Origin of the sequence: Parabacteroides faecalis, from assembly GCF_022809355.1 — a bacterium.
Lineage (GTDB): Bacteria > Bacteroidota > Bacteroidia > Bacteroidales > Tannerellaceae > Parabacteroides > Parabacteroides faecalis.
The window spans coordinates 53,648-66,562 of record NZ_JAKZMM010000009.1; the positions used below are offsets into that span (position 1 = coordinate 53,648).

A 12,915-nucleotide genomic window follows, 5' to 3' on the forward strand; every position below is an offset into this window, starting at 1 on the left:
TTCATAATATTATTTTATTCTTCTTCTAATTTATCCTCACATTCCACTTCGGGCACTTCGATGATATTCAGCGAATAATCATCCTTGCCAAACTCGCATCGACCCAACAACATTTGAGGGATTTTCTTGATGGAAATATTGTTGAAAGCTTGCTTGCATTCGCGCTGAAACGACGTGCAGCAGATAAGCAAGGATTCATCTTCCGCCATTGTTTCATGAATGGCCGTCAACGATTCGACTGTTAGGAACTGAGTCGTCGTGTAGATATAATCCGTTTCTGAGCCATATCCTTGTTTCCAGTAAACTTCTGCATCAGGTTGGTATGTATATCCTTCCTGCTTGGCCATTGCTGCAGCAAGCATATCTGCATTATATTCTTTGTTAATTACTGGATTCCCGAACTTGTCTTCTTTAAGGAGGCTTGGTGCTAATTCATAGAACTTAAATCCACTTCCACCACTCCAGTTCTGAGCCTTGCTTATGCCACCTTGATCTGTTCCATCTGTAACTTTCTTAAGACGAGGAACGCAATGAGTGTAGGCATGGTTACCAAGTTCTATACCGATATAACGTCTTCCCATTTTTTGGGCTACAGCAGCTGTGGTTCCAGAACCTAGGAAACTATCTAATACTATATCTCCAGGATTTGAAGCAAGAAGTAATATTCTTTCGATTAATTTTTCAGGCTTTTTACCTCTTGGAAAATTTACTCCTCCTTCGTTCCCAAGGTCTGATTTTGGTATATCATCATTCTTCCAAACATTTGATAATCTTGTTGTTTTAACTATATTACCATTTTCAATGTAAGCTGTATCTTTTAGCCATGCACACAATTCCGCATTATAATAATATAAAGTAGTGTATATATCTTTATTTTTCCCTCTATTTGGAATATATTCAACAGAATATAGAGAATTTTTTGACATTTTACTCATGAGCTTGTTTTGAAATTCATTTTCTTGTTGAATGACATATGTTCGGAATAAACTATCAAAATTGTTTTTATAATTTTCTCTTATTTCTCCTTCCCTTTTATCGAAATTTGCTAATGAGATAGATTCTACTTTATAATTATTGTGTCTGAAGATTTTTACTGGAAGTCCATTTGAAGGTGCAAGGAATTCTTCTATTAATTCTTTTTCACCTTTATCAATAAGGACCTTGTTATATCTTTTCATAGTCTTTTGTTCTAATATAGTAGAACCAAGAACTTCATTGAGTATGAGATTATTCTTTTTATATACAAGGATTTTTTCTCCAGTATTGAAAAAAGCCCCCCCTTGACCAAGACCAGAAACGCTTGATTTTTCGTAAGTTATATCTACAACGAAATTGTTCCGGTTAAAAATCTCATCACATATTACCTTTAGATAGTGCCCTTCTGTATTATCTATACTAATCCATAAGCTTCCATCCTCCGAAAGTAAATTATGTAGAATACAAATTCTTTTATACATAAGATTTAACCATATTGAGTGCTCAATATTATCATCATAATGTTCAAAAGCATTACCAGTATTATAAGGAGGATCTATGTAGATGCATTTAACTTGCCCTGCATAGTCTTGTTCAAGAGCTTTTAATGCAAGTAGATTGTCGCCATGTATCAGCATATTACCTTTCCAAGGCTTACCATTACGTAAAACTCCAGTTTCAGGTTCACCGTAGGAGTATTCTTTATTCTCAATAAGAATACGAGGTTCCAATGGTTGGCGTTCATCATTCTTGCCAATCCAAGTCAATTCCAGTTTATATGTATTATTTTTTGTCATATTTTTAAAGATTATTCCAAATTGAAGGATTAGTTAATAAACTAGCTATAATGTTAGACATCACAGATTCCCCAAAGTCTTTAATTTTTTCTATTATTTTAGGCTTCAACAAATCAGCATTATTATTAGTTTCTCTTGCTAGGTTCTTTAATTCATTATACTGTTCTTGGGTCAATGTCTCTCTAAGAATATTATGGATTGTGTGTATTTCTTGGGTTTGCTCTTGTGTTTGACTTATATTAATATAAGTCTTAGGTGTTGCCTTTTCTTTTGGACAGCAGCCTGGTATATCTCTTAATGATATAAGGATAGCAATTAAATTATAAATAGTTTCTTTACTTATTTTCTTATTAGACAATTCATTAAATCTTGCCAATGCTATGTCCTTCGGAAAATTTATTTGAATGAATCTTTTTGATTTTTCAACCCAACCAAAGAACTTTTGCCCGTCTTCTATATAATAAGAAGCTTCATGTAGAATATTCATGCCATCACGATACTCGATGTATGGTTCGCTATATTTAATTTCAAACGATTCACCTTCTTTTATTAAATCTTCTATTGTAACCATAATTATAGTTGTATTATTTTATTTATTTTTTCTTGCTCATAGTCCAACAATTCAAGTATAGTTTTCTGAATATTATCTGCCTTAATATTCCGCATAGCTTCTTTCATCCTTGTTGATATGATTTCTTTATTCTTACTTGATATTTTATAATCATACTCGATTATTATATCCCAAATTCTTCGACTTTTGGATATATGTGTATGTTCCTCTTGCTGATATTTTTTTGTTTTACTTTCGTACATTCTCCTTAGTGTATCGTCACTACCATTATGACCATATACTTCAAATACATACCAGTCAAGATCTTCTATCAAAGCGCAGAATTCATCCGAATATGACTTTAATTTTTCAATGATATTGCTTTCTTCTTTAGTTAATTGATTTGAGAACATTATTCCTTTGGAGAAATCTGCGACATTAAAATTATCAATGATTTGTTTTAGTGATGCTCTAGTTTCTTTAATTTGAATATATGCAATTGTTTCTTTTGTAAGCATTCTGTTTGCAATTGCATTTATATCATTTAAACTAAAAGACTTATAATATTCTGCAAGCTTTGTTTTCAACTCAGTAAGCCATTGGCTTTTTTGTTGATACTTCAGAATATTAATTTGAAGGTTTCTGTTATTTTTATTTTCATTTTGATTCTGGCTTAATTGTTTGTGCAGAACATAGAATGCTATGCAACTGCTTAGAACCGTACCTATATATGCTCCCCAAAAGTTTAACCAATCTGTATCTTTTCCTACAAATTTAAATATAGCTGGCTTTAATATTAAGCAATTAATTATAATAGGTACACTTATAATAAGTAAAATAACCCACCAGTATTTTTTTAGTATATCTATCATTATTTTAATTTCCATTTTATTGTAAATAAATTTTCCCAGCTTACTTTCTGCTTCAACATCTTTTCAATCTTATCAAGCAACATATCTTTCTTCTCATCAATCTCATCTTGTGCTTCATAAAGATACTGTCGTTTCTCGATGCGTTTTTTCTCCAGCTCCTTGATTGCCCGCTGTGCAGAAACTTTTTCATCAAGGCGGATTATCTTTTTAGCTTCAGATTTTCTCAAGCGTATTTCCTGATCGAGGTCTGAAATTTCTTTTTCAAGACCGAGTTTCATATCATCTGCCCAATTATCCAGCTTGTCCATTTCTTCATCGAAGAATTTACTGTTTCTTTCAGCAGAATCAGCTACTATCTCATTTTGCATCTCAGAAATCTTTTCATGCAAAACTTCTTGAATATTATTCTCAATTACTTCAGTACCTAGTTTTTCTGCCGGAAGACTTAACATTCGTTCTGCTATATCTGGATATACGAGACTTCCATCTTGTTTAAGACAAGCTATAACAAGGTGATCTTCTTGTTCAAATGAATCTATCGTAATCTTTTCTACTTGCATATAGCCTTCACTTCCGATCAACTCATCTAAAAGTTTCATCTTCCCTTCAGTTTCAGTGTAATGAAACTCTACTAATCCAGATTCTATTTCATAAGACTTGCAAGCTGTAATAATTTCTTTAGCTAAAGGATGCCCCATCCGAAATGGTTGCAGATTCTCAACATTAACTGCGTCTTTTGCCAAAGTGAATTTTTCACCGGCATATTGTCCGCTTTCAATCTCAAAAGAGTAGTCTGTTTGGTTAAACACGGCTTTATCTTTAAAAGCATGTTGTACTAGCAACCACAGATTTTTTTCGAACAGACTCAGATTTTTTTTGCTTTGGGCCAAATTGTCCCTTAGTTTTTCTTTAACCGATTCATCAAAGTTTTCCAACAGTGCAGAACGGGCTTTTATCATCTTTTCTGATATTTGCTCTTGCAATTCTGCTTGTAAAGTATCAAAAGCCTTTTCAATTTCTTCTGTTGTCCGACATTCGTTATAAATTTGGGCTATTCGTTTCTCAAAATCAACACCATTTCCGATACTTCCTAATACCTCATCACTTGCTCCAAAAACTCCATTAAACAGTTGGAATTTCTCATCAAGCAATTGATATACACGTTTATCCGCAGCATTGCCTTTGTTTAAGAAATTGATAACCACAACATCAAACTTTTGTCCGTAACGATGACATCTTCCTATTCGCTGTTCTATCCTTTGTGGATTCCAGGGCATATCATAGTTTACTATTAACGAACAGAACTGAAGATTTATACCTTCAGCAGCAGCTTCGGTTGCAATCATAATTGTAGCCTCATTTCTAAAATAATCTACTAAAGCTGCTCTTCTGTCTGCCGTTGGTGATCCAGTTACTTTGGATGTTCCTTTGTGTACGGTCAGCCAATCATTATAGATAGCTGTTGATTCTTTATCAGCATTGGTCCCGTTAAAGCGTACAACTTTTCCCTTAAAACCTCTCTTTTCTAACAGCTCATAGAGAAATTCCTGTGTACGTTTAGATTCTGTAAAGATTAGAGCTTTCTGCGCAGCTCCTAAGTTCTTTAATTGCTCAAACCCTTTATCAAGCGCAACAAACAGATGCTCAGCCTTGCTGTTCTTTTTAATTTTCTCAGCCAGGTCTCTAAACTGTTTCAGTTCCTCAATCTCTTTTTTTATTCCTTCGATATCATCAGGATGAAGCTCTTCTGTTTCTTCAATTTCTGTTTCCTCTCTATCTACCCATTGGTCATTGTCTTCTTCATATTCTGCTATAACTTCATTCTCTAATGAATACAAAGAATCAGCTTGAGCCAATATTTCTTGTAGACGATTGATAAGTGAACAGAATGTTCCATAAATCGCATATGTAGAAGAAGCCAATAGTTTGCGAAGTATCAGTGTCATCAATTGCCTCTGACTATTTGGAAGAGCATAAAGTTGAGGTTTGCTTAAATACTCTGTAACCATATCATACAATCGTTGTTCATTTTCTGTCGGATAAAACTCTTCAACAATTGCAATGCGTTTGGTATATTTGATATATTCGAGAACTTGTCTTCTTAAAGTTCTTTTACATACAGGTTGTAATCTTCTTCTTAGCTCATGAAACTCTGCTTCAGTCAAATTATGACCAAACTGACTTTTAAAACTCTTTAGGTCTCCAAATACATAATCGTCGATAATGGAAACCAAACCATATAACTCCAGAATGGAATTTTGTAATGGCGTAGCAGTCATCAGAATTTTCTTCTTTGAAGCTATGGCTGCTTTTATGGCATTCGCTGTTTTATTCTGCGGTTTATATACATTTCGAAGTCTGTGAGCTTCATCTATAATGACCAAATCCCAATTGGTGCGCTTTATATATGCAGCCTTTGTCTTTGCAAATTGCAAAGAACAGATAACGATATTTTCTGTATCGAATGGATTAAAACAACCTTCTTCTACGGCTAAACTAAAAGACTTTGATTCCATTATAACAGACGGAAGATAGAATTTGTCCAACAATTCGCTTGACCATTGTTTACGCAAATTGGCCGGACATATTACCAGTAATCTTCTTTTGTGTTCAGACCAGTGCTGAGACAAGATAATACCGGCTTCTATGGTCTTACCTAATCCAACTTCGTCAGCAAGGATTGCGCCATTAGACAAGGGAGACTTAAATGCAAATAGAGCCGCTTCCACCTGATGCGGTGTCAGATCTACCTGTGCATCCTGTAATGAAGCCGTTAACTTATTTAAGTCATTGGCTGGAAGTCTTCTTGTTAGTAGGTTTGCAATATATTTTGCCTGATAGTCTGTTATATTATAGTTCATTGAAATATCTTCTAATTTGTACAAAAATAGTTGATTTTGTTATGCTCATCAAGTTTTATTGATCTTTTCCATTGCCTTTTGTAAAATCTACTAATTTCTCCCAAAACCGCCCGCAAGAGGCGCAGCAGCGCTGCGCCTCTACAGTCATTTCCCATTATCGCTGTTTATAGTCATTCATCTCATGCTGAGAATCTTTTGCCAATTCTACCATTTTGCTAACGTTAGCAAAATGGTAGGTATTTGTCAACTTTCAAACGGCAAGCGCACCAATGAATTGAAATACTGTTTCAATAACCATTCCTGGGCTTTGAGCTTGATCATGGCCTGACGATCATCTTCGCTGATGTGCAGCGTGTTTTGTGGCCGCCAACGGGAAAACTGTGCCATCGCGTTGAGTTTTTCTTCCAGGCTGTTACGGATAAAACCGCGGCTTTGCAAGTCTTTATACAGAATACTTGCCAACGGAATTTCCAAGTCCGGGCAATTCTTGTATTCGTGAAACCGTCTGATGATCAGCAGGTTCATCTTTTCCTCATTGTATTCGCGGCTCACCGCCGGCAAGGCTTTGACTTCCTTTTCCTGTTCTATCTGTTTGATCACCCGATAGCGCAAGTCACTGTTTTTGTAGCCTTTCAGCCATTTATGAAAGGTCCGGTAATTCAAACCGATGTAATCGCCAAACTGTTCTTGTGCGCCCAGTTCGAAGCAAATTGAGATTTCTTCCAGGCGTAAGAAACCACAATTCTCGTATATATCGCTCACCAATTTCGCGGCCAAGACGGAAACATCTTCCTTCACTGGCGTTTTGAATCCCAACAATACGTAGGTTTCCAACAACAGATCAATCATTCTGCCGGTTACAAACTCACTGTCAAGCTGTATAATCGGTGGTTGCCTCAAGGCTATTTTCAATCGTGTATCCAAAGCCATTGTTTTCGTACATTTTTTTGGTTAATAATTTCGCTTCTGCCGCCACTTCCATCATTTCTTCGTATCTCGATTTGCGCGCCGCCGGTTTTTTATATTCCGTGCGTGGCGGCGCCATGTTTTTAGCAGACTTCGCGCCACTTAAAATTTGCATATCTGTTTCCCAATTATTGTGGCGCCACCAGGCGATAAATCCTGATTGGTACTCTTTTTTAGTCTGAACCGTGTTTTGAAGGGCGCGCAACACATTGATATCGTCAAAACAATTCATAGCTTGATGCGTTTTATCCAATAAAGACAATCCTTTTCCGCTAATGCGGATCAAAGTAGCGCACCAGTCTTCGTCATTCAGTAATTCCATTTTCCATTGATCCCATTCAGCTTTTAACGATTGATCGTTCTCGCGCGCACGCGCGTTACTCTCTCTCTCAATTAAATTTATACTTTCATTTTCTTTACTTTCCTTTCCTTTTCTTTCCTTTACTTTACTTTGTGGCATTTCTTCCGAAATAACTGGGGGTTTTTCGGTCGATAATGGGATTAAAATATACAATAAGTCTTTTTCTAATCCCTTGTAGCTATTGCCTTTAACCGTAAAATATCGCTTTTGGATAGAAGGCGATGTCAAAATGAGTGAGTTTCGCAAATTTTTGTTAAAGAGATCAACTTCCACCATAAAGTCTATCATTTCCAGGATGGTTTTGTCTCGTTTGTGAAACTGATCCGCCAAGTCAAAGATGTATTCATCGCTCAACTCGATGAAGTAGGAATTACGATAAATGTCCGTCAGGAGTTGCAGATATAAAACAAATCCCAATTCTCTGTATTTACGTATTAATTTTCTGATTTTTATGTTTTTCAGAATATCGGTGTCTGTTGGGAAATAATCTAATCCCAATTTTATAGGTCTTGCCATATTTTTCTTTTTGTTAGATTGTTAATTTTTTATTGTTTGTTTTTTTCTTCCATTTATCCATAGAACTTACCCCGCGACTGTAGAGGTGCAGCGTGCTGCGCCTCAAAACGGCGTTTCATGCAAACAAATGACAATCAATAAAATAATGAATGAATTTATTGTGTTATTTGTCGTTTTATCCTGTCGCGTTGGCTGGAGGCGCAGCACGCTGCGCCTCTACTCGCATTGGGTATGTTCAACGAATAAATTCCGTGTAATCCGTGAAATCCGTGCCAAATTAATTGTCAATTGTCAATTCTCAATTTTCAATTGATGAAGTTGTCAATTTCTTTCTGCATGCCCGTACTATTTGCTGAATCGTCTTCACCCGCAATAATTCGGACGGAATGGTTCGTATAACAAGCCAGCCGCAAGCGGCTGCCTCGTTATACTTTTCCATATCCCGCAAATAACCTTCGGGCCGGAAATGGCGACCGCCATTCCAAACGCCGCCTTCCACTTCGATCGCCACGCGGACTGCCGGTATGGCAAAGTCAAAACGCCATTCGCGCGTCGGGTGAAAGCGGTATTCACGCTTGGTTTCCAAACCTGTCAGGTTATAGATTTCCCGTTCAAGGGGCGAAAAGTTCTTCTCCATCGATCAAATAATCAGTTGCTTCATCGACTGTTTTACAGGTCGTGACAAAAAGTGCTCCCATGCGGTTGTCGAAAACAACCCATCGGTCTTGCCATGACTCATAAAAATAGCCGAATTCGTTTTGCTTGGAATTGTACTGATAACGCCGCGAACCACGTTCGCCGTCCACCAAATCGAAGAAGCAGCTGGCTGCTGCCGTACCAATCAAACAACCGGGCATTATCCGGTCTCTAACCTCGTCGTCCATAGATTTTCAATTTTTTGTACTGTTTTGAATGTTGTATCAAACACAGAGCACGGAGATACAGAGTTTTTATTTTGTTCAAAACCAATAAATTCCTCTGTGGCTTTGTGCCTCTGTGTTTTTATTCATACACTTCGCACCTGTTCAATTTGCCAGTACGTTAATAAACGAATCCGATTCAAACCGTTTGCCTTCCGTGATATACAGAAGGGCTTCGCGTTCGCAGAATGAGAGGTCGTCCATCAGGCGTTCCAGCCATTCATACGTATCCTTGCCGGTGTTGACACGTACAGCCAGATTGATCGGGCACGTGGTGTCGGTACGCAAACCGGCATAGATGTTAATAATTTCCGAATTGCCGCTTGGCTGGCGGTAAAACCCGTCCACATATAAGCCTGGTATTTTGCTATGGGTGAGTTGTTCTACATGGAAAAGTAAGTTTTGCATGGCAAGACCTAGTTCTTCATGGATGGGGGCGTCATTCATATAGGTGTTTTGAAAGGCGTCGTTGTTTTCCGGATTGTACTGATCTACTTTGACTTTCAATTTGTTATCTCGTATGGAGATCAGCATGAATTTCTTTTCTGTAATCATAGAAATTTGTTTTTGTATATTTTTCATTTTTTGGTTTGCTATAAGTGATTGTCCGTTCTTTCTGGCTTGACCCAGAAAGAACCAAAGAAGTCAAGATCGTATTCGTTCTTTTGGCTTGACCCAAAAGAACCAAAAGGTCAAGGCTCACACTCCGAAGGCTACGGTCTCGGTTGCTACGCTAAAATCTCGGAAAACTCGCCTTCGGCTCAGACAGCCGAGATTTTTTAACGCTCCGCTCGGTCGACCGCTTAACGCCTTCTCCGTTAGGCCAAATCAATGGACAATTGACAATGGACGATTGACAATTCATTAAGTACGAATTTCACGAAATTTGTTTTTGAATATGCCGATTGAAGAAATTGTCCATTGTCAATTCTCAATTATCAATTGAGGGCCCGGCCTCGTTCTGGTGAGCGTTAAGCGGAGGAACGAAGTGGAGCGGCCGGAGCGTCGCTGTCTGAGCCGAAGGCGAGTTTGCGGCGCGCACAGCGAAACGCAGTGACGGAGTAGCTCAGCAGACGCAGCCTTGAACTTTTGGTTCTTTTCTTTCAAGAGAAAAGAACAGGCAATTCTCAATTTTCAATTGAGCAACAGCGGTTCTTCTTGGTATTCAACATATTGACTATCAATAAAAACTCCTTTTTGTGCTTGTTGGCGAGCGAAGGTAAGCGGAAGTTTAAAGAAACGCTCCATGTCATCCTGAGGCAAATACTGTCCTTTTTGTTCCCACCAGAATTTGAAGAGTTCGATAAATCCCAACGGATCGTTCGGCACCGATAGCTTCTGAATCTGAATATTAGAAAGCTTCCGTTCTTCTTCCAGTAATTTCTTACGGGCATTCAACCGGGCTTCTTCTTTCTTTTCGTCCGAAACTTTCCGCTTGTCAATCCGCTTCAACTGGCGTTCGTAATTCGTCCTTAATTGTTCTTTTACCTGTTTGTTCTCTTCCCATTCCTGACGTAGCAATTCACGTAAACAGTTTTGGCAGACATCACCGATTGAACCTGGTTTGAGCGGATCAATCTCGTTTTCCAGCGACGTAAAGTTTTTCAGTAAGGCCATCAGCCGATCGGTGATCGGTTTTCTGGACGAGCGCATCCGGGCAACCTCACCTTTACAATCCTGTACGAATTCGGATAAATCAACCGCAAATTCTTTCTTCTCGGATTTGGCTGCACCATTTACGTTTTTCAAAAGATCTTCTCCTCGCTTCTTCAGTTCTGCGTTTGTTGCAACAGACAGATTCAAGGCACTCTGTAAATTTTCCATAGACTGTAACGCCAAGGCGTTGTTTTCTTTCGTTCTTTTCATACTAGTTGTATAAATTAAAAATAAATAAATTAATAATATTCTAGATCATCATCTCTTTGTCAACACTACAAATATAAATATTACTTTTCTAAATACCAAACAAAATAACATATAAATTAGCGATTTACTTTCATTTTATATTATTTTAAGACTAAAGTTAGTTTTTCTCAATTTAAATTCATTTAGTTAATACCGTGTTTATACATTAAATAAAATAAGGTAAAGAAAAGCCGGCGTATTTTGACGATTTCCCGGCGTATTTTGATAAAAAGCCGGCGTATTTTGGAGAAAAGGTAGGCAGGAAATTTTTGAAGAATCATCCACATTGATCCACATACATCCCTTTTCATCCCCATTCGTCCACATTGATCCACACTGATCCACATACATCCACAATGCCAAAATCCGGTATTTTACCTTTGCATCAAACAACAATTCATAATTAATAGCATGATGAAAACGAATATGATTTCCATTTGGATGTGCGCATTTACGCTGATGGCGTGTGGCGCTAGTAAAGAAACCGTAGTAAACCAAGAAAAAGCGGATTGGGGGCAGTTGTCTTTTCGGGAAACCTTGCAGACGCAGGTTGTTCCGATGAGCGAAGCGAATTTGGCCATCCCGATAACGGCTTTGCACGATTTGCCGCCGGCAGCCGTTTTTCACCATAGTAGCGGACAGGCCAATGTTTCTGTCCGGTTGGTACACGACACTCTGTTTGTCGAATCCCGTTGCGACAGTCTGATGCAATTGGTGTATCAGTATGAGAACCAGATCAACCAATGGCAGCAGGAACGACAAAACCAAGTGGTGCACCAGGAGCGTGATGTGGGTTGGAAAGGGCCAATAATCGGTACTGTTTTTGGGGTGAGTCTTCTCTTATTTTTCGGCTGGATCTGGATAAAAAACAAATCGCCAGGCAGATAAAAAACGCTGGATAATTTTGTTTAATTTATTGATAATGATTATATTTGTGTATATGAAAGCACAAGCATTATACACAAAAGAATTAGCAGCCATGTACTTTGCGAACAGCACGCCGAAGGCTGCTACTACGCATCTAAAGCGTTGGATTGACCGGAACGAATCCTTGAAAAACGAATTGACTGAAACCGGATACATGGAAGGGCAGCGAGTGTTTACGCCACGTCAGGTAGAGTTAGTTTTTCGTTATTTAGGAGAACCTTAGGAAATTGAAAATGGAGAATTGAGAATTGAAAATTAGGGATAAGAGTAGAGGCTTGTTTTGTAGATAAATTATTCTTATTCTGTATTTTCAATTATCAATTCTCTATTGAATGAAGTATTTGATTATGAGGATAAAACAAAAATAATGATATGAAGTTGCAATTAATAATTGCCACCCTGTTATGTTTATCAGGAATAACTTTGCTGTTCTTGGGCTTCTGGATACCGCCACAAGGCGAGATTGATCCTTCGGTATTGGTTGCTTTTGGCGAAACCTCTACTTTTGCAGGTGCTTTATTCGGGGTGGATTATAAATATAAGCGGAAAATAGAAAATTAGAATGGTATATAAAAAACAAGAGGGAACTCATTTCGCAACGATTTCCCTCTTTTATCAAAACCTTAACTATGAAAAAAAATTCTTCTGTACTTTTCTAAATTCGTCTTCAATTTCTTTTCATGCACAAAGATAAACCAATTGTTTAATTTTAGAAAATCTTTTTATATGTTTAATAACACTATATTCAATCAGTCATTATCTCCCAACTTTACGTTGGCAGAATTTACCCATAGCCAAATGGCTATCGAACGGGGTATTTTGAATGAACCCGATGCCGAACAGCGCGAGGCCATTCAGCAGTTAGTAGATCATTTATTACAGCCGCTCCGGGAACGAGTAGGCGAAGCCATTGCCATTACCAGCGGTTTTCGGAATCAGGAAGTAAACCGTTTGGTGGGCGGCGTTCCCACCAGTCAGCACACCAAGGGTGAAGCCGCCGACTGTTACTGTGCATCGGGTCCGGAACACTTGTTGCAAGTCTTACTCGACAGCGGCTTGCCTTTTGATCAGGCTATTGTCTATAAGCGGAAACGCTTTCTGCATCTTTCGTATCGACAAGGACGATGCCGCAAGATGGTGTTGTATAACTAGAAAACATTTTTCTGAAAATCTTATTCCCGGCGAAGACAAGATGAATATTTCTGCGTTTTTTATTGTTCCCGATATATAGGATGCGTATCTCCGTGATATAAATATCAAATAAT

14 protein-coding genes are annotated in these 12,915 nt (G+C 37.9%); 4 read left to right on the plus strand and 10 right to left on the minus strand.

What is annotated here, in order from left to right; translation table 11 throughout:
• Positions 1-14: 14 nt before the first annotated feature.
• The 10 genes from MUN53_RS05070 to MUN53_RS05115 form a co-directional block, all read right to left on the minus strand.
• A complete protein-coding gene (locus MUN53_RS05070) occupies positions 15-1,772 on the minus strand; it encodes a site-specific DNA-methyltransferase (protein ID WP_243323676.1) in 1,758 nt (585 codons plus the stop codon).
• Positions 1,773-1,776: 4 nt separating this feature from the next.
• On the minus strand, positions 1,777-2,343 hold the full coding sequence (locus tag MUN53_RS05075) for a hypothetical protein (protein ID WP_243323677.1): 567 nt from the start codon (positions 2,341-2,343) through the stop codon (positions 1,777-1,779).
• Positions 2,344-2,345: 2 nt separating this feature from the next.
• Positions 2,346-3,209 carry a hypothetical protein gene (locus tag MUN53_RS05080; RefSeq protein WP_243323678.1) on the minus strand — a complete coding sequence of 288 codons (864 nt, stop codon included), beginning with the start codon at positions 3,207-3,209 and terminating at the stop codon, positions 2,346-2,348.
• Positions 3,194-6,079 carry an SNF2-related protein gene (locus tag MUN53_RS05085; RefSeq protein WP_243323680.1) on the minus strand — a complete coding sequence of 962 codons (2,886 nt, stop codon included), beginning with the start codon at positions 6,077-6,079 and terminating at the stop codon, positions 3,194-3,196. The genes MUN53_RS05080 and MUN53_RS05085 overlap by 16 nt, the downstream gene beginning before the upstream one ends.
• Positions 6,080-6,298: 219 nt before the next feature.
• The gene (locus MUN53_RS05090; RefSeq protein WP_243323681.1) at positions 6,299-6,985 is read right to left on the minus strand and encodes a hypothetical protein; all 687 of its coding nucleotides are present in this window, start codon (positions 6,983-6,985) and stop codon (positions 6,299-6,301) included.
• Positions 6,927-7,898: a DUF4373 domain-containing protein gene (locus MUN53_RS05095; RefSeq protein ID WP_243323682.1), complete on the minus strand. Its 972-nt coding sequence runs from the start codon at positions 7,896-7,898 to the stop codon at positions 6,927-6,929. Before MUN53_RS05095 ends, MUN53_RS05090 begins: the two co-directional genes overlap by 59 nt.
• 298 nt (positions 7,899-8,196) lie before the next feature.
• A complete protein-coding gene (locus MUN53_RS05100) occupies positions 8,197-8,535 on the minus strand; it encodes an endonuclease domain-containing protein (protein WP_243323683.1) in 339 nt (112 codons plus the stop codon).
• The gene (locus MUN53_RS05105; protein WP_243323684.1) at positions 8,510-8,782 is read right to left on the minus strand and encodes a hypothetical protein; all 273 of its coding nucleotides are present in this window, start codon (positions 8,780-8,782) and stop codon (positions 8,510-8,512) included. Before MUN53_RS05105 ends, MUN53_RS05100 begins: the two co-directional genes overlap by 26 nt.
• Positions 8,783-8,923: 141 nt before the next feature.
• Entirely contained in the window at positions 8,924-9,373 is a 450-nt protein-coding gene (locus tag MUN53_RS05110) for a hypothetical protein (RefSeq protein WP_243323685.1), read from the minus strand.
• 579 nt (positions 9,374-9,952) lie between these two features.
• Positions 9,953-10,684, minus strand: a complete 732-nt coding sequence (locus MUN53_RS05115; protein WP_243323686.1) for a hypothetical protein — start codon at positions 10,682-10,684, stop codon at positions 9,953-9,955.
• Positions 10,685-11,134: 450 nt separating this feature from the next.
• Here MUN53_RS05115 and MUN53_RS05120 point away from each other — a divergent pair, with 450 nt between their 5' ends.
• From MUN53_RS05120 to MUN53_RS05135, 4 genes are all read left to right on the plus strand, one after another.
• The gene (locus tag MUN53_RS05120; protein ID WP_243323687.1) at positions 11,135-11,611 is read left to right on the plus strand and encodes a hypothetical protein; all 477 of its coding nucleotides are present in this window, start codon (positions 11,135-11,137) and stop codon (positions 11,609-11,611) included.
• Between the two features lie 52 nt (positions 11,612-11,663).
• Positions 11,664-11,873, plus strand: coding sequence for a DUF4248 domain-containing protein (locus MUN53_RS05125; RefSeq protein WP_243323689.1), 210 nt, complete (start codon positions 11,664-11,666; stop codon positions 11,871-11,873).
• A 149-nt stretch (positions 11,874-12,022) separates the two neighbouring features.
• Positions 12,023-12,211, plus strand: coding sequence for a hypothetical protein (locus MUN53_RS05130; RefSeq protein ID WP_243323691.1), 189 nt, complete (start codon positions 12,023-12,025; stop codon positions 12,209-12,211).
• 165 nt (positions 12,212-12,376) lie between these two features.
• Complete coding sequence (locus MUN53_RS05135) at positions 12,377-12,802, plus strand: D-Ala-D-Ala carboxypeptidase family metallohydrolase (RefSeq protein WP_243323692.1); 426 nt, start codon at positions 12,377-12,379, stop codon at positions 12,800-12,802.
• Positions 12,803-12,915: the final 113 nt, after the last annotated feature.